The organism is Saccharomonospora amisosensis, assembly GCF_011761185.1.
Lineage (GTDB): Bacteria > Actinomycetota > Actinomycetes > Mycobacteriales > Pseudonocardiaceae > Saccharomonospora_A > Saccharomonospora_A amisosensis.
In genome coordinates, this window is sequence record NZ_JAAOYM010000001.1 from 2,961,451 (window position 1) to 2,986,453 (window position 25,003).

A 25,003-nucleotide genomic window follows, 5' to 3' on the forward strand; every position below is an offset into this window, starting at 1 on the left:
CCGCACCACTCTCGTCTCATTTCTGAGACAGCGAAGGAATTCCGGGGAATTCGCGACAAATGACTCGCCGAGCCTACGCCGCGAGTCCCCCATTCCCGCCCGCGAGTCCCCCCTTCCCGCCCGCGAGTTCCCCCTTCCCGTCCGCGAGTCCCCCCTTCCCGTTCAGTTCGCGCGCATACCTCAGTTCGGGCGTCGCGCGACGAACACGTACTCACCTGTCGGCGGTGAACGGTTCGGGCTCGAACCCGCCGTACAGCGCCTCCAGTTCCAGGCCCGCGGTGTCGAGGAGTCCGACCCACTCGTTACGGGTCGCCCACCACAGAGACTGACCGCCCCGTCGTCGCGAGCGATGTCCACCCGGTTGTCCGCCTTCGAACAGCGCAAGGTGTGCGGCACCGGCTCGTCGCGCCGCTCGCCGTCGGCTCGGGCGGCGAAGTGGTGATCGAACACGAAGGCATTCCAGGCAAATCGGCCATTCGGTGCGAGGCAGACGGCGACACGCTCGAACGTACGGCGCCGGTCGCGCCAGGTCGGCAGATGCTGCAACGCCCGGTAGGGGCAGCAGAGCAACGCCGCGGGCCGCTCCAGTCGCAAGTCACGCATATCGCTCGATCGAAGTTCCAGCCGCACGCCGACTTTCGCCGCTGCGACGCGGGCTCGTCGCAACATCGCCGGGGACGAGTCGATCCCGATCACGGCCCTGCCGGTGGCGCGGGCGAGCGGTATCGCTACGCGCCCACTGCCTACCGCTCGACCAGCAGTCCGTCGACGGCCAGCGCGAGGTCGACATATTACGCCACGTCGGCCGTCATGTGCACGGACCACTCCGGGTAGTGCTCCGCGAACGCATCATTCCAGCTCACCACCCAAGCCTGACATCGGTGGCAAACCAATTTCCCTATCAATCCATTTTGGATATTCGACATTACCCGCCAGTAGGTCTAGGTTTCCCGTTTCGGCCGATTGAGTAGAACCCTTGTCAGGGTTAACGTGTCACCGCGGTCGCCGGGCGGGATTTTGGCGCGGTCGACGGCGTCCCACGACAAGGAGGTCGGATGACGGACTCTCCCGTGGCTACTGGCAAAGCTCCGAGTCGCCGCACCCGCAGAGCGACCGGCACGCTCGACGGTAACCACCGCGCCGTCGCGCGTGCGTGGGAACGGTTCGCCTCGGGCGAGACCACGGTTGCCGACGTCCGGCCGGAGATCCTGGCCTCGTGGCACCGGTGCCGCGACACCTACGACGTCGATCCCGGCCTGCGATCGGCTCCGGCGGCTGCCGACCACACCGACCACCGGCTTGATCACGACGTGTTACTCACCAAACTCGGCGGCATCGCCGCAGTGGCGGGCGAGCGGTTGGACCGCGAGCAGGGTCTGATAGCCGTGACCGACGGCGCGGGGCGCGTGCTCGCCTCCTGGGGCGACCAGGCAGTGCGCGGCCACGCCGAGGAGAGCAACCTGGCCCCGTGGTCGGTGTGGGACGAGCGAACCACGGGCACCAACGGGATGGGCACGGCGCTTGAGGTCACTGGCCCGGTCACGGTCACCGGTCCGGAGCACTGGTGCGAGGGTTTCCACCAGTGGGCATGCGCGGGCATCGCCATCCGCGACCTGGTCACCGGCCTGCCGGTCGCGATGCTGAACGTGTCGCGCTGGTCCGCCGAGATCCCCGGACAGCTCATCAACTGGCTGAAGGACACGGCCGCGGGTGTGGAATCGGAAATCGAGCGGCGGGCGCTGTGGGAAGGCGAGGTCATTCTCCGCGAATTCACCGAGATCAGCTCCCGTAGAAGCGGGGTGTTCGCGGCTCTGGACCTCGGTGGCCGCGTCGTCGTGGCCGACGACACCGCGCAGGCGATCCTCGGCGTACCACACGGTGCGCCCATGGTCGATGTCATGACTCGATGGACACCGGACATTCCTGACCTGCCCGAGGTGGTTCGCTGGGCCGCGAAGCGGTCAGCGGCCGCTCCGCAGTGGACGGGGTGTGCTCGGCTGGTGGAGAACGCAGCCGACGCGGTGGTGCCGGTGAGCTTCAAGCCGGTCTGCGCCGGGAACCGTCTCGTGGGCCTTCTCTGCGAGTTCGGTTCGCAGGACGGCGACGAGTACGACGAGCAACCACCCACCGCCCGCGCCGCCCCTACACCCCAACGTGTCGTCGGTGTCCGGAACGAGCGAATCATCGTACTCGCCCCTTCGGAGATCAGATACGCCGAAGCCGATCGCAACACGGTCTGGCTGAGCACCGACCGCGGCAAGGTTCAGGCCGCCACGCGGGGACTCGACAACATCGAACGGGAGCTGACCCCGTTCGGCTTCCATCGGGTGCATCGGCGTTTCCTGGTGAACCTTCGCCGCGTGACCGAACTCGAACGCGGGATCAAGGGCGAACTGCTGCTTATCACCGACCCGCGCGCACCGGAGTTCATCCCGGTATCGCGAAGGCACACCCAGGAAATCCGGCGCATACTCGGCGTCTGAGAGCGCCTTTCGTTCGCGTCGGCCTTCCGTTCGTGACGAAAAGCGGCCCACTAGTCGTTGATCAGTTGCCCGAGGGCGTGCCGACCAGCCATGGTTTCAGCGGTCACGAGGAGGGTGCCATGTTGCTTCGTTTCCTGGGCGTCGCTGCCGGTGGCGGCTATCCCCAGTGGAACTGCGCGTGCACCGGCTGCCGCAAGGCGCGGGAGCAGCCCGGCGCCGGATCGTTTCACGCGGGCCTCGCCGTATCCGGCACGGGGCAGCGCTGGTTCCTGCTCAACGCCACCCCTGACGTGCACCACCAGATCGCGGCCACCCCATGCCTGCACCCGGGGCCGGGAGTGCGCGACACCCCGGTGGCGGGCGTGCTGCTCAGTGACGCCGAGTTCGACCACACCATCGGCCTGCTCGTGCTGCGGGAAGGATCGCCGCTGTCGGTGTACGCGACAGCACCGGTGCTGGACGCACTCGGCAACGACTTTCCGGTCCGCGAACTTCTCGCCGACTACGCTCAGCTGTCGTGGCGCGAGCTCCGCACCGGCGACAGCGTGGAACTCGACGAGCGGCTACAGGTCACCGCGCTCACCACAGGCAGCAAACCACCACGCTACGTCCGCCACCCCAAGCCGTTCGCCGACTGGGAGGTCGGCTTTCACCTGCGGGACACCGTCACGGGCGGCACCGCCGTGTACGCCCCGACGGTGCCGCGCTGGGACGCCGACTTCGCGGCGCGACTCGACGGCGTGGACTGTGTGATGATCGACGGTACCTTCTTCACCGACGACGAGATGACGCGCGGCAACACCGGAACCCGCCGCGGCCGCGACATGGGGCACCTGGCCATCGGCGGCGCGGACGGTTCGCTTCGCATGCTCGCCCGGCTGCCCGCGCAACGGAAGGTGTACACCCACGTCAACAACACGAACCCGATCCTCGACCCGGACTCCGCCGAACACCAACTGCTCACGAAAATGGGCGTGGAGGTCGGCAGGGCGGGCCTCGAGGTGGAGCTGTGAACTCGTGAGCGGGCGGGTGAGGGCCAAAAGGACCGCACCGGCGGTGGCCACACGATGACGCAGCCGACCGGTTCGGGGGACAGTTTTCCGAGCCTCGTCGACAAGGGCAATCTGACAAGGCGCGAAGCGGCCGCCCGAGCCGAGTTGGTGTCGCACGTGCGCTACCGGGTGGCTCTTGACCTGACCGCCGCGGACGACCAGTTCCGTTGCGACGCCACGATCCGATTCCGCGCGCACAGTGGGAACACGCTGACCTTCCTCGACTACGCGGGCAACCCCCGGCTTCTCGAGTGCAACGGAACACCCCTTGACACGGGGGCATACCACGCCGAACGCATCTACCTGCCGACCGTGGCGGGCGAGAACGTTGTGCGGGTGGTTGGCACCGCTGGGTACGGGCGGTCGGGCGTGGGTCTGCACCGCTATCGCGACCCCGAGGACGGGCAGTCATACCTGCACACGAGGTTCCGACCGTTCGAAACCCACCGCGTGTACCCCTGCTTCGACCAGCCGGATCTGCGGGCGACGCTGGAACCGGCGATCACCGTGGACGAGCGGTGGCGGGTGTTGGCGAACACCGAACCGGTCGGTGAACCCGAACCGCTGCCCGGCGGCCGTGCGCTGTGGGCCTTCGCTCCCACGCCGCCGCTGCCTCCATACCTCACCGCACTGGTGGCAGGGCCGTTTCACCGGGTCAGCGGCAGCCACGGTGATCTTCCGCTCATGCTGTGGGCCCGGCCGGGATTGTCCGACGAGTTGGAGTCGGCCGCCGAGGAACTGTTCGAGTTGATCGGCCACGGCCTGGACCACTACGAACGGCTGCTGAAACGGCCCTACCCGTTCGCGAGATACGACCACGTCTTCGTCCCCGAGTGCGCCGTTACCGCGGCCGAACACCCGGGGTGTGTCACAGTCGACGAGAACCTGCTCTTTTCCACCGCCACCACCACCAGGCGGCGACGGCGAGCCGAGGTGCTGCTGCGGGCCATGGCGAACATGTGGTTCGGAGGTCTCGTCGGTATTCGCTGGTGGAACGGCCTGTGGCTGCGGGAGGGCATGGCGACGATGCTGGCTGCGCAGGCGCAATACCCGGTGACCCCGTTCGGTACGGGCTGGCCGCACTTCGAACAGCGCGTCCGTGCGCGGGCGCGACACGCGGACCGGCTGCCCACCAGCCGGCCGGTCGCCGAGGCCGTTCCCGATACCGGCACGGCAAGGGCGAGCTTCGACGCGATCGCACGCGACAAGGGTGCCTCGGTGCTGCTTCAGCTCGCCGACCATGTCGGCTGGGAGGACTTCGTCGGCGGCCTGCGCCGCTTCGTCGACCACCACGCGTGGAGCACGGCAGACCCCGGCGATCTGCTCGCGTCGCTGCGGTCAGCCGCAACCACCGACCTCACCGAGTGGGCCGAGGAGTGGTTGACGCAATCCGGGGTGGATGTCGTCGAGGTGTTCAGGCCGGGTTCCGGCGCGACCGCCGTGCAATTGAGTGACCCGCCGCCGCATCCAAGGCGGCTGCGACCACGGATCGGCTGCTACACCAGTGACGGCCCCGGGCTGCGACTGCGGCACAACACCGTGCTGCACCTCGACCCGCGCGGCTCCGTGCGAGCGCCGTGTCGGACGGCTGCTGTGGTGCTGCCCAACGACGACGGGCGCACCCACATCAAGGTGCGGCTCGACCCGGCTTCCCGACGCACGCTGCTGAACGCGATAGCCACACTCGCCGATCCGACCGCGCGTGCCGTCGCGTGGGGTGCGCTGTGGGACGACGTGCTGGACGCGCGGCTGGCCGCGCGCGTGTTCGTGGCGACGGTGCTGAGGCACGCACCGCTCGAGAAGGACACCGAGTCACTGCGGCTGCTCTGTGGCCGCGCGGTGGTCGCGGCACGTGACTACGGCGAACGCTCCAACACCGCACCGCTGCTGCACGCGATGCACACCCACCTGCGCGGCGAGTTGGACCTGGCACTGGGATTCGACCGGCAGCTCGCCCTGGCCAGTGCGCTGCTCCGCTCCGCGGTAGCCGAGCACGACAGTCTGCTGTACGACGTGGCTCTGCGCCGCCCGCCGTGGCATGAACTGGCGACGGACAGGAACCTTCGCTGGCGAGCGCTGCTGCGGCTGGCCGCTCACGGCCGCCCGGTGGAGGATCTCGTCGCCGCCGAGTTGGCCGCCGAACCGGATTCGGACGGTCGAAGGCGCGCGCTGTTGGTCGAGGCCGCACGGCCGCGGGCCGCGGCGAAGGAGCAGTCGTGGCACCGTGTTTTCAGTGGTGCTCACTCGTTGGCCGAGCGGCAGGCGATCATGGCGGGGTTTCGCCAGCCTGGCCAGGAAGACGTCCTGACGCCCTACGCGGAGCGCTACTTCACCGTTCTCGAGTCCGTGTGGCAGGTGGAGGGACCCGAGTGCGCTCGCAGCGTGGCGCGCGGCCTCTACCCGCGGGTCACCGATGTCGAGCAGGAGGTGCTCGCCCGAACCGACGACGTCCTACAGCGGGGCAGGTTGCCCCAGGAACTGTTGCGTGTCCTGCTAGAACAGCGTGGAGAACTGGCACTCGCACGGGCAGCCAGAGCGCGGGACGCGGTGCGCACCCGTGCCGGGTGAGCACCGCGTCCCGCGCCCCTGATCGCACGGTCGGACACGCGCCACGGCGAAGGCCGGTACCGTCTCGGAGTGGAACCCGTGCCTCCATCGGCGTCGAGCTCGGCCTTCGGTGCCTCACCCCCCGATCGCTCGACGTGGCCCGAAGGTCCGCATCGGACAGCAACGACGTGAACATCGACTTTCCTCCAGTACCGAAGAACACCTGGGCTTGTCTCCACACTAGCGCAGTTATCGAACACTCGTTCGAACCCGATGTGGTGAAAGTGTTCGCGCTGCCTGTCGGCTGCCGAACGTCGTGGCGGTTCGAAACGGAGTTCGGTCGCCAGTTCGGCGGCGGTCTGGTGTGGACATACCTGACCGGATCATTCGGTGATCCCACGGCACCGGTCGTGGGCAACGGTACCGAATGTAGCGATCTTCCCGAAACCGGAACTCCGGTGCGTGGACATCCGCCAGCCGACCCTGCCGCAGCTGCGCCACTACTCCGGACCAGGATCGTCCGGCCAACGCCGACGGCGGTGCCCAGACCTTCCTACTCCATCGCGATGGCGGAGAGCAGGGAGGCACTGAAACGGCGATCGTGATCACTGTCGCCGGTTTCGCGAACTACTCGCTGCCGATCTCCTTGCGCAGCGCGGCATTGAAGGCGCGCAGTGCCGCGACAGTCACGTCTTCGTGCTCGCCGTCGCCACCCTTGGCACGCCAGCACGCCCTCGCGAAGGAGTCCGCGTGCTCGCGGGTTTCCCGCGAGCACAACAGGTGGATCACCGAGCGACCCTGCTGCAATCGCGACTGCCACTCGCGCAGTTCGCTTGGTTCGAACGATTCCAGCCAGTACTCGCCACCGCTGCGGTACTCGTAGATGTTGGTGCCCGCGCCGACCATCTCCGCCGCGCCGGCCAGCTTCTGATCGCGTAGCCACCGCCGGTGCTCACCGCTGCTCTTGATCCACGCCCCGAGCAGTGCGCCGGAGAAGCCCAGCATCGCGCCCATGAGACCGGCCAAGATATTGATCACGCGGGGCACTCTAGCGCGAACCGGATCACTGGTTACGGGTCGCTGGCTACGCGTATGCCTGCGAGTCGATCGCCAGCGTGCCGCCTCGCTCCACGAGGGTGTAGACGTGCCGTTCCGTCGTCGAACCGCCGCCCACGAAGAAGTAGGTGATCGTCGCGGTCACCGCGTTACGGCCGCTGGCCTTCACGTCGCTCACCCGGACCGACCTCATCCGGCTCCAGAATGCCTCGTAGTCGGCGAAACTCGGGGTGCGGGTGCGCTTGAAGCGGTCGGTGAGTCTGGCGTAGCCCGCACGCAGATCACCGGGTATCAGCGCGTAGTAGTCGCGAAGCGCCACCTCGAGCCTGCGTGCCGGGTCCATGGCGGGCTTGTCGGACTCGGAGGAGCTCGGCGGTCCCGAGGTGGCTTCCCCGGTGGGGGACACCGGGGAAGAAGGCCCGGTCGCGCTCGCCGCGCTGGAACTGGGCGAGGCCTCGTCCGCTTCCCGCGACGCGGCGGTGCCGGACGCCCCGGTGTGGGACTGTTCCTCTCGGCTGAGCAGCCACCAGCCCGCCGCACCCGCCGCCAGCACGATGACCAGTGCCAGCGCCGCCACCAGGGTGGATCGCTTCCGCGCGGCGGCGGCATTCTTGCCTGGTTCGGCCGACGGCGTACTGACCTCCGCCCGCGGCGTGGGCGGTGCGGACAACCTGGCGAGTTCGGCCGCCGCCTCCGCCATGTCGGGCCGGGCATCCGGATCGGGATCGAGCAACTTCAGCAGCACCGGGCGCAGTGGGCCCGCGTGGCTGGGTGGCTCGATGTCACCCTGGGAAACCTTGTGCAGCAGCGCTATCGCATTGTCGTGCGCCCCGAACGGCGGCGCACCCTCGACGGCGTGGTACAAGGTCGAGCCCAGCGAGAAGACGTCGGAGCGGAAGTCGGCGTCGTTGCCCCTGGCTACCTCCGGCGCGAAGTAAGCCGGTGTCCCGGCGACGAATCCACTCGCGGTCAGCGTGACATCACCAGCCGCGCGGGAGATGCCGAAGTCAGAGATCTTGGCGGTGCCGTCCTCGGCGAGCAGCACGTTGGCGGGCTTGACGTCTCGGTGCACGATCCCCGACCGGTGCGCGGCCGCGAGTGCCGCCGCGACCTGCCTGCCGATGGCGGCGACCTCGGCAGGTTCGAGCCTGCCTCGCTCGGCGATGACCTGTGCCAGGCTGGTGGAGGGCAGGTACTCCATCACCAGCCACGGATCGCCCGCATCCTCGATCACGTCGAAGACGGCGATGGCGTTGGGATGAAGCAGGCGCGCGGCGATGCGTCCCTCCCGCATCGCGCGGGCCCGCACGTCCGCGGTCGGCGACCCCGGCTGCGGTTGCAGGTGCAGTCGCTTGAGTGCCACCGTGCGGTGCAGGCGTTCGTCGTCGCCCTTCCACACAACGCCCATCGCGCCGGTGCCGAGCCACTCCCGCAACCGGTAGCGGCCCCCGACCAACTGACTTTCGTCTGTCAAGAGGCAACTCCAGCCGGGCCGCGGTGCTACGAAGTGAAACTCGACGTGATCTTACCTGCCCGTTTCGCGCACCCGGTCGCGGCGGACGCCTACCGGATCTTCACGGTTTCCCTGAGCGCCTTCTTGTCCGGTTTGCCCAGAGCTGTCAGCGGCAGCGAGTCCGCGACGATCACATGCTTGGGAGCTTGGACGGAGCCCTTTCGCTCCTTGACGGACGCGACGATCTCCTCGGTGAGTTTCGCGATCGACTCCTCGTCGGCCGGGTGACCCTCACGAAGCACGATCACCGCGGTGACGGCCTCACCCCACTTCTCGTCGGGGGTGCCGATCACGCCGACCTGCGCTACGGCGGGGTGAGCGGCGACGACGTCCTCGACCTCACGGGGGAAGACGTTGAACCCGCCGGTGACGATCATGTCCTTGACGCGGTCGACGATGAACAGGAAGCCGTCCTCGTCCTGCCTGGCGACGTCACCGGTGTGCAGCCACCCGTCCCGGAAGGCCTCCGCCGTGGCCTCCGGCTTGTTCCAGTAGCCGCCCGCCAGCAGCGGCCCGGCCACGCAGATCTCGCCGGGCTCGCCCGGCGGCACGTCGTTGCCGTTCTCGTCGAGCAGCGCGGTTCGCACGAACGCCGAAGGGCGCCCGCACGAGGACAGCCGCGCTTCGTCGTGCTCGTCCTTGCCGAGGTAGCTGATCGCCATCGGCGCCTCCGACTGCCCGTAGTACTGCGCGAAGATCGGCCCGAAACGCTCGATCGCCTCCCGCAGCCGGACAGGGTTGATGGCGGCCGCGCCGTAGTACACGGTTTCCAGCGACGACAGGTCCCTGGTTCGCGAGTCGGGGTGGTCCAGCAGCGCGTACAGCATCGTGGGCACCAGCATGGTCGCCGTGATGCGTTCCTCCTCGATCGTGCGCAGCACCTCGGCGGGGTCGAACCGGGGCAGCACCACCAGCGAGCCGCCCTTGATCAGCGTCGGCGCGAAGAACGCCGCACCCGCGTGCGACAGCGGCGTGCATACCAGGAACTTCGGCGCCCTCGGCCATTCCCATTCGGCGAGCTGGATCTGCGTCATCGTGGTCATGGCCTGCGCGGTGCCGATGACGCCCTTGGGCTTGCCGGTCGTGCCGCCGGTGTAGGTGATGGAGACGATGTGGTCGGGCGGGAGGTCAGCCGCCTTCAACGGCTGTGGCTCGAAGGTCCGCGCCACCTCGGCCAGGTCCCGCGCACCGGTATCGGCCAGCGACTCGGGCACCGGCCCGATGGTGAGCACCTGCCGCAGTCCGGGCACCTTCTCCAGCAATCCCCGCGCGCGTTCGACGAACGACGGCACCGGGTCGATGATGAGTGTGGAGATGCCCGCATCGTCGAGCACGTAGGCGTGGTCGTCAAGTGACCCGAGCGGATGCAACGCGGTGCGCCGTGAACCGAGCACCTGGCCCGCGCCGATGATGAGCAACACCTCCGGACGGTTCGTGGACAACAGGGCCGACGAGGCACCGGTGCCCGCGCCGAGTGCCTCGAACGCCTGCGCGTACTGGCTGACCCGCTGCGCGGTCTGCTGACCGGTCAAAGTGGTCTCCCCCAGAACCAGCACGGGCTTGTCCCGATGGCGGTGCAGGGCCGAGATGATCAGGTGGCCAAGGTGGTTCGGCTGCCTCATGTCCATGGTCATGCGAGTTCCCTCCCGTCCTGCGGGGCGTGGTACAGCGTGACGACACAGGCGCCGCCCAGCCCCAGGTTGTGCGCGAGTCCGAGCCGGGCCCCGGCCACCTGACGCTCGCCCGCGGTGCCACGCAGTTGCCAGGTGAGTTCGGCGCACTGGGCGAGGCCGGTGGCGCCGAGCGGGTGTCCCTTGGAGATCAGGCCGCCCGACGGGTTGACCACCCAGCGGCCTCCGTAGGTCGTGGCACCGCTGCGGACGAGGGAGCCGCCCTCGCCCTGCGCGCACATGCCCATCGCCTCGTAGGTCACGATCTCGTTGATGGAGAAGCAGTCGTGCACCTCGAGCACGGTCACGTCCTCGATCGCCACCTCGGCGGCGTCGAGGACGTCTCGGGTGGCTCGCCGGGTCATCGGCGCGCCGACCACGTCGATCATCGAGCCGGAACGCAGCGACTGCTCGGTGTCGGTGACGAGGCTCTGCGCGACGATCTCCACCGCCCGGTCCGCGAGGCCGTGCTCTTCGACGAACCGCTCGCTGACCACCACCGCGGCGGCGGCTCCGTCGGACATCGGGGAGCACTGCGAACGCGTCAGCGGCCCGTGCACGGGTTTGTCGGCGAGCACCTCGTCGACGGTGTAGGGCCGTTGGAACTGCGCCAGCCGGTTACGCGTGGAGTGCTCGTGGTTCTTCACGGCCACACTCGCCAGGTCCCGCACCGTGGTGCCGTAGCGATCCATGTGCTCGCGAGCGGCGTTGCCGAAGAACTGGGCCGTCATCGGGGCGTCCTGCGCCAAGCCGTGGGCGGACACCATCACGCCGAGATGCGCGTCCACCGTGGTGACCTTCGCCGAGCCGCCGGACATCGCTTCCTTGGTCATCTGTTCGAAACCGACAGCAAGCGCGACATCGCAAAGTCCACTCTGTACCCATTCGCGGGCGAGCACGAGAGCCGTCGACCCGGTGGCGCAGTTGTTGTTCACGTTCACGATCGGGATGCCGGTGAGCCCGACGTCGTAGAGCGCCCGTTGACCGGCCGCGGACGGCTGGAACACGTAGCCGACCGCCGCGCGCTGAACCGCCGGGTACTCGACGCCCGCGTCGGCGAGAGCTGCGCGCACCGCGTCACCGACGAGGTCCGGATAGGTGACCTCGGAGCCGATCTTGGTGAACGGGGTCATGCCGACCCCGGCAACGAACGCCCTCATGCAGCTCTGCCTTCCTGGCATGCCTGCGGCCGCTGGCTGCCGACCACCCACAACGCGTGGAACTGCGAGGCACCGCCCATGGCGTGGCCCACCGCGCGGCGGGCGCCGTCGACCTGGTGCTGTCCCGCCATGCCGCGCATCTGCAGAGCGGCCTCGGCGAACCGGAGCAGCCCCGTGGCGCCGGTGGGGTTGCCGGAGAGGACACCGCCGGAGGGGTTGACGGGCAGGTCGCCGTCGAAGGCGGTGCGGTCGTCGTCTACGAGCCGCCAGCCCCGGTGTTCCTCGGCGAGACCGAGGTTTTCCAGCCACATCGGTTCGTACCAGCTGTAGGGGATGTACAGCTCGGCGACGTCGACTTCGGCTGCCGGGTTCGTGATGCCCGCCTGCCGGTAGGCGTCGCGGGCGCAGTCCTGCCCGGCCCGGGGATTGACCTCGTCGCGCCCGGCGAAGTGGCCGGTTTCGGTGCGCCAGGACATGCCGTGTATCCACGCGGGTCGGCGGCCGGTGCCCGGCACGTCGTCCTCGCCCGTGATGACCACGGCACAGGACCCGTCGGAGGAGGGGCAGGATTCGAGGAAGCGGATCGGATCCCACAGCATCGGTGAGTCCCGCACCTGCTCGATCGTGATGTCGGGGCGCTGGACGTGCGCGTAGGGATTGCGAGTCGCGTTGAGCCGGTGGTTGACCGCGACCTTCCAGCCGATGTGCTCGGGCGCCTTCGACCGCCGGATGTACTCGCGGACCACCGGGGCGAAATGGCCACCCGCGCCCGCGCCCAACTGTGCGCTGAACGGCAACGGGCGCGACAGCGCCCAGGTGAAGTCCCCCTCGGATTCCTTGGAGTACGCGACCACGAGTACCCGGCGCGCCAGCCCGGCCGCGACCAGGTGGGCACCGTAGATGGCGGCATGGCCGCCGACGCTGCCGCCGGTGAACACTCGCGTCACAGGCAGCCCGACCGCGCCCATCGCGTCGGCCAGGTACAGCTCCGGGTTCATCACGCCGTCGAAGAGGTCTGGAGTCTTGCTGAGCACGACGGCGTCGATGTCGGTGAAAGTGAGTTCGGCGTCCTCCAGCGCGCCTCGCACCGCCTCTCGCACCATCGCGCCGATGGTTACCTCTCGGCGCTTGGCCTGCTTGCTCTGGCCGACTCCGACCACCGCGAGTGCCTTGGTCATGACCTTGCCTCCCCCGAAAGCAGGCAGACGAGGTTGTGTTGCAACGCCTGCCCGTTGGTGGCGTGGGCCAGCGCCCGCTCCGCCGTACCCCCGATGATGTGTCGCGCCGCTTCACCGATGCGCACCAGTCCGGTGGCGGTGACGGGGCGTCCGGCGAGCGGGCCGCCGGAGGGGTTGACCGTACTTCGTTTTAGGCCGAGGGCCGAAACCAGCAGCGGCTCCGCGTAGCTGTACTCCGTGTGCAGTTCGGCGATGTCCACTTCGGATACCCCGAACCCGGCTTGTTCGGCAGCCCGCTCGGCGGCCACACGGGCCGACTCCGAGCGGGTCAGGTCCCGCACTCCCGGGTAGTGCGTGTCCATCCGGTGATCGAGACCACGCACCCACGCGGGCTGGTCGCTGAGCCCGCGCGCGGCGTCGCCCGCCGCGAGCACCACCACCGCGGCCGCGTCGCCGACGGGGGCGACGTCGTGCTCGCGCAACGGTGCGCTGACGTACGGCGCGCGGAGCACATCTTCGACACGGAGCTGCCCCGATTTCTGGGCGTACGGGTTGTCCACCGCGGCGGCCAGGCTGCGCACCACGATCTCGGCGAGGTGGCGTTCGCTGGTGAGCCCCGCATCGACCAGCGCGGCCGCCTGCAGGCCGGCCAGCGCGTCGCGGTGCGGACGCAGCGGCGCGAGCAGGTACGGGTCCAGCTGTGTGGGCAGCACCTGGTCCAGGTCGGTGGCGAGCGAGCCCCGGCCGATGCCGTACACCAGTGCGATGTCGCCCTCGCCGAGCTGGAGCCAGGACCACGCCTCGGCGAACGCCCACGCGGCGTCCATCTCGACGTGTGACTCCGAGATCGGCGGCCATGCGCCCACCGCGTCCAACGACTCGATGTAGGAGAAGGTGCGGCCCTCGAAGAAGTCGTGGCTTCCCGAGACGAAGAAGTCGATGTCGTCGCGGTCGAGTCCCACCGCACCCAGCGCCTGCCGGATCACGGGAAGCAGGATGTCGGCCATGTCGTCGCGCCGGTTGGCCACCTCGCACGGCGACTGGGCGAACGACACCACGGCTACGTCACGCATGGGCGCCTCCGGCGGGACGGTAGTGGCGGATGCTGGTCAACGAGTTCTCCCGTTCGCCTTCGCCGACCCATACCGGCTCCACCTCCATGCCGATCCGCACGTCCGAGGGCTCGATCTCGCGAACCAGGTGCATCAGCCGCGTCCCGGTGCCGTGCACCTGGATGTGCGCGACCACGTACGGCGGCTGGTGAACCTGCCCGGGGAACGGGAAGCTCACCACGCAGAAGGTGGAGATCAGGCCACGGCCGTCGAGTTCGAACGGCTCCCCCAGCGGGCTCAGGCAGCGAGAGCAGAACTCCGGCGGTGGCAGGTAGACCTGCGCGCAGGTGGGGCAGCGTCGCGCGAGCATCCGGCCTTGGGCGAGCCCGCGCAGGAACACCGACCGGCCGGTGCCAGCGACGTAGGTGTAGTCCATGCGAAACGGGCTCGCCATGGTGGTCAGCGGTTCGGGGAGGGCCTGCGCCGACGGTTCACTCACCGTTCCACCTCGAAACATTCGATGTCTCGCAGGTCGCCGACACGTTCGTCGCGCCAGCGCACCCGCACCCGCATCCCCCTCGTCATGCGGGTGGGGTCACCGCCGACGTCGACCGCGTGGAACAGCGAACCAGCGGTGCCGTCGATCTCGACGAGCGCCCAGGCGAAGTCGTGCGACACCGGGTCATCCGGCCGCGACCGGACCCAGGTCCAGGTAGTCACCGTGCCGGTTGTCGGCAGCTCCACCAGCTCGCCGGTCTCGGCGCCGGAGTCCGGGTCGAACTCCAGCGGCGGGCACAGGACGCCGCGCCGGGCCCGGACGCCGAACAACCGCTTCTCCTTCAGACCCGCGAAGAACGTGCCGATCTTGGGACCCACGGTCCGCTCGAAGGGGAACTCCAGCTTGTACGGCGCGCAGAGGCTGTCGTGGCCACCGGACGCGGGGGTGCTCATCCGATCGGCAGGGCGACGGATTTGAGCTCGACGTAACCGTCGATGCCCTCGGGACCGAACTCGCGCCCGATACCGCTCGCCTTGAAGCCGCCGAACGGGGCGTTGAACTCCAGCAGGTACTGGTTGATGCCGAGGGTCCCGGTACGGATGCGCCTTGCCACGTCGAGGCCGTGTTCCACGTCCGAGGTCCACACCGATCCGGCGAGGCCGTACTCGGAGTCGTTGGCGATACGGATGGCGTCCTCGGTGTCCTCGTACGGAATCACAGCCAGCACCGGCCCGAAGATCTCCTCCTGGGCGATGCGCGCGGAGTTGTCGACGCCCGCGAACACGGTCGGCCTGACGTACCAGCCGGTGTCCAGCCCTTCGGGCCTTCCCGGCCCGCCGACCGCGACCTTCGCACCCTCCTCCGTGCCGATGCGGATGTAGTTCTCGACCCGCTCCTGCTGGCGGCGCGCGACCAGCGGGCCGATGTAGTTGCCGTGGTCGAGTGGGTCACCGATGGTCAGCCCGCCGACCATCTCCGCCAGCGCGTCCACCACCTCGTCGTGTCGCTTTCGTGAGGCGAGGATGCGGGTCTGCGCTATGCAGGCCTGCCCGCTGTTCATCAGGGAGGCAAGCTGGAGGCGTTCAACGGTCTGGGCGAGGTCGGCGTCGTCGAGAATGATCGCCGCGGACTTACCGCCCAACTCCAGCGTGACGCGGCGTAGGTCCTGACCGCACAGCGAGGCGATGCGCCTGCCCGCCGCCGTGGAGCCGGTGAAGGAGATCTTGTCGACTCCGCCGTGGCTGACGAGGCGTTCACCTACCTCGCGGCCCGCGGGGAGCACGCTGACGACCCCTTCCGGCAGGCCTGCCTCGTCGAGGATCTCGGCGAGCGCCAGGCCGGACAGCGGCGACTCCGGCGGCGGCTTGAGCACGACGGTGCACCCTGCCAGCAGCGCGGGCGCCAGCTTGGCCATCGTGACGAAGTGCGGGACGTTCCACGGTGTGATGATCCCGGCGACGCCCGCGGGTTCGCGGCGGACGACGACCTCCCCGCCGAACGCGCCGGTGCGGCGCTCTTCCCACTTGGTGTCGCACGCGGCGGCGAGGTAGGAGTCGAGTGCCATCATGGTGGCGCCGACCTGGCCGACCTGGGAGAACCAGATCGGTGCGCCCATCTCGGTGCTGATCAGCTCGGCGAGTTCGTCCTGCCGGGCACGGTAGGCGTCGGCGAAGCGCTGCACGGCGGCGATCCGGTCCTGCGGGCTCAGCCGCGGCCACGGCCCCTTGTCGAAGGCCTCGCGAGCCGCGGCGACCGCGGCGTCGAGGTCTTCGGTGGTGCCTTCCGGCGTGCGGCCCACGACCTGCTCGGAGTGAGGCGATACGACTTCGATGGCGCTGTCCGTGGCAGGGGTGGTCCACCGGCCACCGATGTAGAGCTCCTTGTACACCCGCATGCGTGCTCCTCGCTGTCGACCTCGCTGTCCAACCCGCCGCGGCAGGCCCCGACGCAAAACTAGAACACGTTATCATTAGAGCGCAACGGTCAGGACCGAAACCGAGCGAGAAGCACACCCTGTAGCGATGGAACACGTATCAGCGGGGCCGCTCAACTTCCCACCACAGCGGTGGGAAGCTCCTGACGCCACGGCAGAAGACGGAGAACCTCAGGCAGGACCCCGGGCAACGTTGGTCATCCTCGATCCGGCCACACCGTTTCGCACCCTCGAGATCCCGACCCGGGCCGGCCGCGTGATCAATTCTTTACCGTTACGATCATCGGTCTGCAACCGGAGGAGACCGGTTTTCGATACTTTCCCACACGTTGTCGCCCGAAGTGAGGGAAGGCCGAGCGATGCGCGTGGGAAGAGCCGTGGCTGTCGTTGTCACCGCGACCCTGCTCGCCGTTGTTCTCCCCGCCACCGCGTGGGCGCAACCACCGCTCGCGCTGCCCGCGAGCTACGCCGCCGCCGACGGCAGGTGGCAACCCGCGTTCGACTACGACGGTGACGGCTGCTATCCCACACCTGCCATCGGGCCCGACGGAACGCTCAACGGCGGCCTGAAGAACTCCGGAGCACTCAACGGGGACTGCCGCGATCAGTCCGACTTGGACAACACCAATTCCTACTCTCGCTCCAAGTGCGACAATGGCTGGTGTGCCTACGTTTACGACCTGTACTTCGAAAAGGATCAGGCCGTTCCCGGCATCGACTGCTGCGGTCACCGGCACGACATCGAGCACGTCGTGGTATGGGTGCACGGCGACAGCGCCGAGTACGTCTCCGTGTCGCGGCACGGCGACTTCGTTGTCCACCCGCGCTCCGACGTGGCATGGGAGGGCAGCCACCCGAAGGTCGTGTACCACAAGGACGGGGCTGGAACCCACTGCTTCCGCATCGCCGGTGGCGACGAGGTGCCGGAGAACCACTACGGCACCTGGCAGTACCCGGACCTGGTGAGCTGGGACAACTATCCCGCGGGCATCCGCGATCGCCTCATGGGCGCGGACTTCGGCGCCGCGAGCTTCGCCATCACCGACAGCGCCTTCGCGGGCAACCTGGCCAAAGCCAAGCCTGCGGGTATCCCGTTCGACCCTTACGCGTAAGGGGCTCAGCGACTTTGTGCCGACCGTTCGCACCTCACCCCGCGTTTGCCTGACCTCCTGGCAACGAACGCAGCGCCTCATCCACACAGTCGGCCCAGGCTCGCTCACCGAGTTCGGTCACGCCCGAATCGCCGACGAACCCGCTTGAGATCACGATGTCCGGCGCTAGTCTCGCCAGCTCGGACAGGCTGGTCGCAAGCGCGTCGCGGTCGCTGTAGCCGGGAATGTAGCCCGCGAACCACTTGCCCTCGGCATCGCGCAGGATGGTGTCTCCGGTGAACAGGTAGGTCAGGCCGTCACGCGAAGAGGCCAGAAAGCAGGTACTACCCGGCGTGTGGCCCGGCGTCGGGAGCACCTCCAACCCATCCAACTCCACGCGACGCTCGTCGAAGGCACCGTCGACGGGACAGGTCTTCGCCACCAGATCAGCCTCGGCGGCGCCGCAGTGCAGGGTAGAGCCGTACCGCTGCCTGATGACACGAAGCGATGGTGCGATCTCGTCCTGATGGCTCAGGTACTGGCGGGTGACACCGCCCAGTTCGGCCATACCGTCGATCTCGTGCTCCAGCGTCGTGTTGTAGAACAGCACGTTGCCACTGGGCGCGGCCCAAAGATAGGCGTGGGTGCTAAGTCCAGGGGCGGGGTATTCCGCCCCGGTTTCCCAAAGATCAGACTGAATTCGCCGCATGGCGATCATCCTCCAAACTGCACTGACACCGACCACGCTAAGATCTCAAGCGAAGTAGAAGTCAAGGAGCGCGGGCCATGGGGGCCGCGCCGCGAGGACTGCCGGTTCGGCAACGGCTCGCGATCTCTCACGCCGTTGCCGCCTTCCGCGATAGGGTCGCGTTCCGATTTCCCCACCGTCAGAACCGGAACGCAGTGGACGACAAGCCGGCCGCCAGCTCCGCCGAATCCGCCCGTGGTGTGGCGCTCGCCCGCCTGGTGTCACGCCTGCTGGCGGCGGCGGCGTCCGGCACCGGTCTCGTGCTGGGCTGGTGGGGCTTCTTCCTCGGCTTTCCCGACCTGCCGTTCTCCCTGGTGAGCCCCAGGCAAGTGGGAAGCGACTGCGAGGCGGCACGGGTGCTGTGCGAGGCCGCGAGCGCTGTCGGCGGGGCGTTGATCAGTTTCCTGCTCACTACCGCTTTGGTGCTGGGCCTGAGCCTGCCGATCGGCTGGGGCCTGCTGTGGCTGCTTCGCGTCCGGCCTGCCTACCCGACGGCGCTGCTCGGACCGGTGCTGGCATGGGCGATCGGGTCGATGGCTGACCGCCTCACCAGCATCGCGGGCGGTGAGCCGCCGGTGGCGCTCGCGGGCTGTGCCGGGATCGGGTATGCCACGGCCGCGTTCGTCACGACCACCACCCTGCCGCGGTACTGGCGGTTCGCCGTCCTTTCCGCGTTGGTCGTGGCATGGCTGCTGCTCATGTCGTTGGTCAAGGCTTGACCGTCACCTCACCGGATGACCGTCGGGTTCGCCGGTCGTGCGCGGTTCGGCCGCTCAGCCCGCGAAGCCGTTCTCTACTGGATTGCGCGACTGCAGCACCGCCTGTCCGAGCACATGACACACGTGCAACGCGAGTTCGAGGTCCAGTTGCCCCTCGGCCAGCGGGCGACCCCGCTCCTGTTCGGCCTTGGACAGCCGGTACTTCACCGTGTTGCGGTGCAACATCAGCGTCTTGGACGTCTCGACATAACTGCCGGTACGCAGGAAGGTCCGCAACGTCTCCCGCAGCCGGTCGGCAGGTTCGGTATCGAGCGACAGCAGCCCCAGAGTGTCGACGACCCATCTGCGGGTGGCCGCGAGATCTCGGGCCAGCATGGCCACAACCGCCATGCCGTCGTCGCCATAGCAGACCACCCGGGTGTGCGGTGCACTGCTGGCGTTGGCGACGAGACGCACGGCGTTGGCCTGTTCAAGGGTCCGGCGGAAGCCTTCCACACCGGCGACCGGGGTGCCGATCGCGGCCCGCACGGACGGCGCCACGGAGAGCACGTCGTGCACGCGCGCAGCGCCCACCGGTGAGGCCGCGTTCGGTGGATGGCACCACACCCAGGCCGTGCTGCGGTCGATGGGCATGAACAGCGGCTCCTCCTTGCTGCCCAGTGCGCAGGCGAGTCGCTTCGCCAGCGACCGCAGGGTCTCGATCTGGTCGGCGGCCTGTCGCGCTCCCTCGTCCCAGAGCACGGTGGCGACGTGCGGCCGTTCGAGGCGGTAGCCGGTCGTGGTCGCGAACTGGTCGGGCTCGACCGGCTCTCCGTCGAGCAGCCGATGCACCAGCCGCGACACGTCGGTGGCGTTCTGTTCCAGCAGCGCCAACCGCTCCGCCTCGTGCGCGTCCAGCACGACCCTGGTGATCCAGTCGATGTAGCGGTGCAACCAACCGGCAAGGTGGTGCAGCAGCCGCAACTTCAGTTCCGAAGAGCAGTCCAGGAGTTCGATTTCGTGGAACACCTCGGCCAGCAGATCATCGGAGCCGATGTGGTACGCGCGGCGCAGCGGTCCAGCGGGTACGCTCGCCCGAGCCAGCCGGACGGCGTACTCGGTCGCGGCGGTGGCGGGCTGCACATGCTCGATCGGGATGTCGTTGCGCAACATGTGCAGGATCGTGGTGACGTTGCCCTCGACGCTGGCATGCAGCATCTCGGCCAGTTCCGGGGTGTCCAGATCCGCGACGGCGTGCTCGATCGCGGAGTTCACGCTGTCGCTGAGCTCGGTGTGGCGCGCCTGCAGGCGCTCGGCGACACACACCACGAGAGCGCGGATCTGCCCGGCCTCCGGAGCGTCGTCGGAAACCAGGCGTCGTTTCAAGGGTTCGGTCACGAGCACCCCGCACCCTTCCCACGAAGCTCCCGCAGCGCCGACCGCGCCGCGTTGTAGCCACACATGCCGTGCGCTCCCGCACCGGGTGGGGTGGCCGCCGAACAAAGATAGACGCCGGGCACGCCAAGGCGGTAGGGGTCGAGCGCCACCCTCGGTCGAAACACCAGCTGGAGGGCGTCGTTGGCGCCGGTGACCACGTCGCCACCGAGATAGTTCGGGTTGTACTCCTCCAGTTGCCGCGCCGACCGGACGTGGCGGGCGAGAACGCGGTCCCGAAACCCTGGGGCGAACCGCTCGATCTGCCGCTCGATCGCCGCGGTGGCATCCCCTGTCCAGCCCTGGGGCACGTGGGCGTAGGCATACACCGGCGCCACGCCTCCCGCTGCCCGCGACGGGTCGGCGAGGTACTGCTGGCCGACAAGAACGAACGGCCTCGGCGGCATCCGGCCACGGTGCACCTCGCGCTCGGCCGCCGCGATCTCGGCGAGCGACCCGCCCACGTGCACCGTGCCCGCACGGCGGGACTCCTCGTGCTGCCAGGGCACGCCTTCCCGCACCGCGAACTCGACCTTGCACACCCCTGGTCCGTGGCGGTACCGGGTGAGGGCACGGCGAACGCGCGACGGCATCCGGTCGCCGACGATGCGCGCGGCCGAGGAAGGGGCCACGTCCAGCATGACCACGTCCGCGGAGCTGAGCTCGTCCAGCGATGTCACGGTGATTCCGGTCCGCACCTTGCCGCCGTGTTCGGCGAGCAGCCCCGCCAGCGCCCGCGCGATCGCGGCCGACCCGCCCTCGGCCACGGGCCAGCCGTAGCGGTGAGCCGCTGTCCCTAGCGCGACGCCGATCGCCGACGACATCGGTGAGGCGAACGGGCGCAGCGCGTGAGCGGCCACGCCCGCGAACAGCGCCCGGCCCTGCGGAGTCGACCACCTCCTGGCCAGCGCAGCGGCGGGCAGCGTGGCCAGCGCGCCGAACCGAGCCAGCTTCACCGGATGGGCCGGTACGTGCAGCATCGGTCGAAGGAAGTCCTCGGCGATATCGTCGAACCGGCTGGTCAACCAGCCGAACACCTGCCGCCATGCGCGCCCGTCCGCACCAAGAGCCGCCGCGGTGGCATCCGCCGACCGCCACGCCGCCGCGCCACCGCCACCGTCGAGCGGGTGGCTGTACTGCACCTCGGGCCACCGCCAGCGCAACCCGTGCCGTGACAGGTCGAATCGTCGGGCGAACGGCGTGTCGACGGCGAGCGGGTGAAAACCGGAGCATTCGTCGTGCAGCAAACCTGGCAGGGTGAGTTCGCTGGTGCGGGTGCCTCCCCCGATGGTGGGTGCGGCCTCCAGAACCTCGACCTCCACACCCTCCGCCGCCAGGGTGAGGGCGGCAGCGAGCCCGTTGGGCCCGCTGCCGACCACCACAGCTTTGGTCATGAACCGACTGTTCCACTCGCCGGGTCGCGGTGCCGCGCGGAATCGGCGGGTCGCGGCGCGGGGTGGACGAAATCACCAGCGGGTTCGTAACCGGGAAGGCGCCACGTCACCTGATGCGGAACCGGACCATTGGGAATCCACGGCTGCTCGGCCACCGCGTCGCGCACGTCGTAGTAGCCCCGCTCGACGACACCGAGTGCGGCATCGACGACCAGGTAGCGCACGGTCTTCTTGTGGATCGGCTGCGATTCGGTCCATGCCATCACGAACTCGCCGGGCTCGAAGCCACACCGCTGCTGCACCGACGCGATCGTGCGCTCGTCGAAGAGGTGCCCGTCGCCGAACTGCCAGCCGACGAGCACGGTGCAGACGACCTCGCCCTCCCGCAGCCGGTAGTTCTCGAGTTTGTCGAGGTGTCGCTGCAACAGTGACAGGTGCATCCGGCCGTGGCTGTGCATGCTGCGGAAGGCCACACACTTCTGCAGGAAGATCTCCGCCACGTCGGAGCCGTAGAGGCTGAGCAACTGCTGCCGCTGGGTTTTCATCGACTTGACCAGCCCGGTGTCGAGCTTGTCCTCGGCGTCGTTCATCCGAAACGCCATCGTCCCCGATGCCCAGTTGCCCGCGTACTGCCGCATGGAGATCAAGAACGACACCCACTCCGGCATGAGGTTGCCCAGGATCGGGCCGGTCAGGCAGAGCACCAGCGCAGCCGCGAGAATCCAGGCACTGCTGAAGTCGGCGACGCTGTACCCGTTGCCCGCGAAGAACCCGCCGAACAGGAACGGCACCACGAAGATGAAGAGGATGTTCCATTCCAGCGGTACCGCGAGCGGGAAGGTCGAGTAGATGAAGAGGTGGAACAGCACCATGCCCGCGATAGCCAGCCAGGTGACGGTCGCGTTCGTCGAGAACAGCAGCACCAGCGGCAGGCACAACTCCACCACGGTGCCCCCCAGATGTGCCCAGCCCAGCGCCATCTTCGAGGGACGCAGATCGGTCGGCACATCCCGGTAGAGCGCACGCTTGAACCGCTTCGACCGCAGCCATGGCGTGTTGCTCATCATCGCCTGCACCACCAGGCTGAAGTGATGCCCGAACTTGGACACGCCCGCGCCGAGCCAGATGACGACCATGGCGATCTTGGCGACGAGCACCATGTCGACGTGGCTGGCCAGCACGCCGAAGGCGAGCAGACACACGGCGTACTGTTCCGGACGTGAGGCCAAGAACACCACCCTGTCGCGCAGCCCCATGACCAGTAGGAGCGCTACGTAGCTCACCAGTGCCCAGCCCGGCAGCAGGCCGATGTCGGTGTAGGCCGCCGCGTTCCGCACGCCAGGAGACAGCAGCAGGAACAGCAGGTTGGCCACGATCAGCAGGTACAGCCCGACGTCGAACGCGCTGCGCCGGTCACCTGCCGTGCCGGGGACCTTGCCAGGGTACGGAGGTAACCGCAGCGTGCCTGGCCTGGCCCAGTAGCGCCAGCCACCGATCATCGGGCCGAACTTGAAGGCCAGCGGCCCCCAGGACGCGGCATGCCCGGTGATTTCCCACAGCACCGTCCACACCATGAGCTTCTGGTAGACGATCAGCTCGCCCCACCACGCACCGAGATCGGTGAGGCTGAGTCCGGGTGTGGTCAGGCCGACGACGAGCCAACCGCCGACGACGAAAAGGACGGTCTTGATGAGGTAGAGCATGTGCATCTGCTTCGGACCGCCGAAACCGTACTCCGTCCAGTGCACGGCAAGCATCCGCATCCGCTCCATGACCGGCATGGATTCGAACTTCGCCGGGTCCACCGGCGGCATATCTGGGGTCTTGAATCCCACGGTGCTCTCCTTCGTTCGCGGGCAGGGGGTACTGCTGCGCGAGAGAGCTCGCGCAGGACGTGAGGGATTCAGCGGTTCAGGCCGCCTGGGTACTGAGGTTTCGGCGGAGGGCGGGCTTGTCGATCTTGCCGACCGGGTTCTTCGGCAGGGCGTCGACGATGTAGACGCGCTCGGGCAGCTTGGCCCTGGTCAGGTGCCGTCGACAGTGGTCAAGAAGCTGGTCCTCGGTGATCGTCGAACCGGGGTACACGCTGACGTAGGCGACCGGGATCTCGCCGTAGATGTCGTCGGGGCGTCCGACGACCGCTGACTCGAGCACGTCCTCCACGGTCGCGAGAACGGCCTCGATCTCCTTGGGGTAGATGTTCTCGCCACCCCGAATGATCATGTCCTTCAGCCGGTCGACGATGGTCAGGTAGCCGTCGTCGTCGAGCCTGCCGATGTCGCCCGTGTGCAACCAGCCGTCCACAATGGTCTCGGCGGTGGCTTCGGGCCGGTTCAGGTAGCCGCGCATCACGGTGGGTCCGGCTATGACAACCTCGCCGTCCTCGCCGGGGGGCAGGAACGAGCCGTCGGGACCCATGATGCGAATCTCCTGGCCCGGTAACGCCGGACCGACAGTGCCGATCTTGCGAACGCCGTCGACCGGGTTGCACGCCGAGGCACAGGTGCCCTCGGTCAGTCCGTAGCCCTCGACGACCTCGAAGCCGTACCGCTCCCGCAGCCGGACGAGCAACTCACGCGAGACCGGCGCGGCCCCGCAGATGACGAACCGCAGTGAGGACACGTCGGGCCGCACGCTCTCGGGAAGGGCGGCGAGCACGGCGTAGATGGTTGGCACCGCGGAGAAGTACGTCGGGCGCAACCGCTCCACCTGATCGAAGAACTTGCCCGCGGAGAACTGCCCGACGATGCTGACCTCGCCACCACAACGCAGTGGAGCCAGCACACTCACCATGATCGCGTTGACGTGGAACAGCGGCAGGATCAGCAGGCAGTGGTCATTCTCGGTCAGCCGCAGGTGCCGCGCCATCGTCGCGGACATGACCTCGGCGTGCCGGTGGTCGAGCAGCACCCCCTTCGGCTTGCCGGTGGAACCGCTGGTGTAGATCAGCAGGGCGAGGTCGTCACCGGAGACCGCCGCGGGCGGCTGCGCTTCTCGTAGGCGGTTGGTTCGCATGTCGTCGACGTGGATGGCCGGCCTGCCCGCGACGGAGACGCCCGGCCCGAGCGTGACGACGAGTGAGGCTCCGGAATCGGCGATCTGGTAGTTCGCCTCGGTCTCGGTGAACGCGGGATTGACCGGCGTCACCGCCCCGCCCAGCCGCCAGGCGGCGAACATCGCGACCAGCAATTCGACCCGGTTGGGCAACACGATCGCCAGCACCTGCCCACGGCCGAAGCCGTTCTCCGCGAGCTGTTCGGCGAACGCCTCCACCCAGGCATCGAACTGCCGGTAGGTCAGTTCCACCCTGTCGTCGCGAAGGCCCACGTTCGTCCAGCGCTGACGCACCGGGCTCGTTGGGTTCCACGGCAGGTATCGCAGCTCCATTGCCACCTCCAGCGCCACGCTGCCTGTGTTCTGCATCACAAACAACGTGGCACCAGACATTACGCAGCCCGCCGAGGACCTTCCTACGTCCCGGCGCGACGAACTTGC

Annotated in this window: 20 protein-coding genes; 5 read left to right on the top strand and 15 right to left on the bottom strand. The window is 68.4% G+C overall.

The window, feature by feature from the left end:
- Window positions 1–180: 180 nt before the first annotated feature.
- Window positions 181–825 (bottom strand): class I SAM-dependent methyltransferase, encoded by a 645-nt coding sequence (locus FHU38_RS14395; RefSeq protein ID WP_208415675.1) that lies wholly within the window; start codon window positions 823–825, stop codon window positions 181–183.
- Between the two features lie 230 nt (window positions 826–1,055).
- Here FHU38_RS14395 and FHU38_RS14400 point away from each other — a divergent pair, with 230 nt between their 5' ends.
- From FHU38_RS14400 to pepN, 3 genes are all read left to right on the top strand, one after another.
- Window positions 1,056–2,483 (top strand): DNA-binding protein, encoded by a 1,428-nt coding sequence (locus FHU38_RS14400; RefSeq protein ID WP_167171482.1) that lies wholly within the window; start codon window positions 1,056–1,058, stop codon window positions 2,481–2,483.
- Window positions 2,484–2,602: 119 nt separating this feature from the next.
- The gene (gene pqqB, locus FHU38_RS14405; RefSeq protein WP_167171484.1) at window positions 2,603–3,496 is read left to right on the top strand and encodes a pyrroloquinoline quinone biosynthesis protein PqqB; all 894 of its coding nucleotides are present in this window, start codon (window positions 2,603–2,605) and stop codon (window positions 3,494–3,496) included.
- A 54-nt stretch (window positions 3,497–3,550) separates the two neighbouring features.
- Entirely contained in the window at window positions 3,551–6,103 is a 2,553-nt protein-coding gene (gene pepN / locus FHU38_RS14410) for an aminopeptidase N (RefSeq protein WP_167171486.1), read from the top strand.
- A 606-nt stretch (window positions 6,104–6,709) separates the two neighbouring features.
- On the opposite strand, the gene FHU38_RS14415 is transcribed toward pepN, so the two are convergent.
- The 9 genes from FHU38_RS14415 to FHU38_RS14455 all read right to left on the bottom strand — a co-directional run bounded on the left by FHU38_RS14415 (window position 6,710) and on the right by FHU38_RS14455 (window position 16,104).
- Entirely contained in the window at window positions 6,710–7,120 is a 411-nt protein-coding gene (locus FHU38_RS14415) for a hypothetical protein (RefSeq protein WP_167171489.1), read from the bottom strand.
- 46 nt (window positions 7,121–7,166) lie between these two features.
- The gene (locus FHU38_RS14420) at window positions 7,167–8,612 is read right to left on the bottom strand and encodes a serine/threonine-protein kinase (protein WP_167171492.1); all 1,446 of its coding nucleotides are present in this window, start codon (window positions 8,610–8,612) and stop codon (window positions 7,167–7,169) included.
- An 89-nt stretch (window positions 8,613–8,701) separates the two neighbouring features.
- Window positions 8,702–10,285 carry a fatty-acid--CoA ligase FadD8 gene (gene fadD8 / locus FHU38_RS14425; RefSeq protein WP_167171495.1) on the bottom strand — a complete coding sequence of 528 codons (1,584 nt, stop codon included), beginning with the start codon at window positions 10,283–10,285 and terminating at the stop codon, window positions 8,702–8,704.
- Window positions 10,282–11,481, bottom strand: a complete 1,200-nt coding sequence (locus FHU38_RS14430; RefSeq protein ID WP_167171498.1) for a thiolase C-terminal domain-containing protein — start codon at window positions 11,479–11,481, stop codon at window positions 10,282–10,284. The genes fadD8 and FHU38_RS14430 overlap by 4 nt, the downstream gene beginning before the upstream one ends.
- Window positions 11,478–12,659: a thiolase domain-containing protein gene (locus FHU38_RS14435; RefSeq protein ID WP_167171501.1), complete on the bottom strand. Its 1,182-nt coding sequence runs from the start codon at window positions 12,657–12,659 to the stop codon at window positions 11,478–11,480. Before FHU38_RS14435 ends, FHU38_RS14430 begins: the two co-directional genes overlap by 4 nt.
- Complete coding sequence (locus FHU38_RS14440) at window positions 12,656–13,732, bottom strand: lipid-transfer protein (protein WP_167171503.1); 1,077 nt, start codon at window positions 13,730–13,732, stop codon at window positions 12,656–12,658. The genes FHU38_RS14435 and FHU38_RS14440 overlap by 4 nt, the downstream gene beginning before the upstream one ends.
- A complete protein-coding gene (locus tag FHU38_RS14445; RefSeq protein ID WP_313886777.1) occupies window positions 13,725–14,210 on the bottom strand; it encodes a Zn-ribbon domain-containing OB-fold protein in 486 nt (161 codons plus the stop codon). Before FHU38_RS14445 ends, FHU38_RS14440 begins: the two co-directional genes overlap by 8 nt.
- On the bottom strand, window positions 14,207–14,662 hold the full coding sequence (locus FHU38_RS14450; protein WP_167171509.1) for an OB-fold domain-containing protein: 456 nt from the start codon (window positions 14,660–14,662) through the stop codon (window positions 14,207–14,209). The genes FHU38_RS14445 and FHU38_RS14450 overlap by 4 nt, the downstream gene beginning before the upstream one ends.
- Window positions 14,659–16,104 carry an aldehyde dehydrogenase gene (locus tag FHU38_RS14455; RefSeq protein WP_167171512.1) on the bottom strand — a complete coding sequence of 482 codons (1,446 nt, stop codon included), beginning with the start codon at window positions 16,102–16,104 and terminating at the stop codon, window positions 14,659–14,661. The genes FHU38_RS14450 and FHU38_RS14455 overlap by 4 nt, the downstream gene beginning before the upstream one ends.
- Window positions 16,105–16,502: 398 nt before the next feature.
- On the opposite strand from FHU38_RS14455, the gene FHU38_RS14460 reads away from it, so the two are divergent.
- Window positions 16,503–17,255, top strand: coding sequence for an NPP1 family protein (locus tag FHU38_RS14460; protein WP_167171515.1), 753 nt, complete (start codon window positions 16,503–16,505; stop codon window positions 17,253–17,255).
- A gap of 34 nt (window positions 17,256–17,289) precedes the next feature.
- Here FHU38_RS14460 and FHU38_RS14465 read toward each other — a convergent pair whose 3' ends face one another.
- Entirely contained in the window at window positions 17,290–17,844 is a 555-nt protein-coding gene (locus tag FHU38_RS14465) for an MBL fold metallo-hydrolase (RefSeq protein ID WP_313886778.1), read from the bottom strand.
- A gap of 293 nt (window positions 17,845–18,137) precedes the next feature.
- On the opposite strand from FHU38_RS14465, the gene FHU38_RS14470 reads away from it, so the two are divergent.
- Window positions 18,138–18,701 (top strand): hypothetical protein, encoded by a 564-nt coding sequence (locus FHU38_RS14470; RefSeq protein WP_167171520.1) that lies wholly within the window; start codon window positions 18,138–18,140, stop codon window positions 18,699–18,701.
- Window positions 18,702–18,755: 54 nt separating this feature from the next.
- Here FHU38_RS14470 and FHU38_RS14475 read toward each other — a convergent pair whose 3' ends face one another.
- The 4 genes from FHU38_RS14475 to FHU38_RS14490 form a co-directional block, all read right to left on the bottom strand.
- Window positions 18,756–20,078 carry a PucR family transcriptional regulator gene (locus tag FHU38_RS14475; protein ID WP_313886779.1) on the bottom strand — a complete coding sequence of 441 codons (1,323 nt, stop codon included), beginning with the start codon at window positions 20,076–20,078 and terminating at the stop codon, window positions 18,756–18,758.
- Entirely contained in the window at window positions 20,075–21,508 is a 1,434-nt protein-coding gene (locus FHU38_RS14480) for a phytoene desaturase family protein (RefSeq protein WP_167171526.1), read from the bottom strand. Before FHU38_RS14480 ends, FHU38_RS14475 begins: the two co-directional genes overlap by 4 nt.
- Complete coding sequence (locus tag FHU38_RS14485; protein WP_167171529.1) at window positions 21,505–23,343, bottom strand: DUF3556 domain-containing protein; 1,839 nt, start codon at window positions 23,341–23,343, stop codon at window positions 21,505–21,507. The genes FHU38_RS14480 and FHU38_RS14485 overlap by 4 nt, the downstream gene beginning before the upstream one ends.
- Before the next feature lie 76 nt (window positions 23,344–23,419).
- Window positions 23,420–24,931 (bottom strand): class I adenylate-forming enzyme family protein, encoded by a 1,512-nt coding sequence (locus FHU38_RS14490; RefSeq protein ID WP_449314278.1) that lies wholly within the window; start codon window positions 24,929–24,931, stop codon window positions 23,420–23,422.
- Window positions 24,932–25,003: the final 72 nt, after the last annotated feature.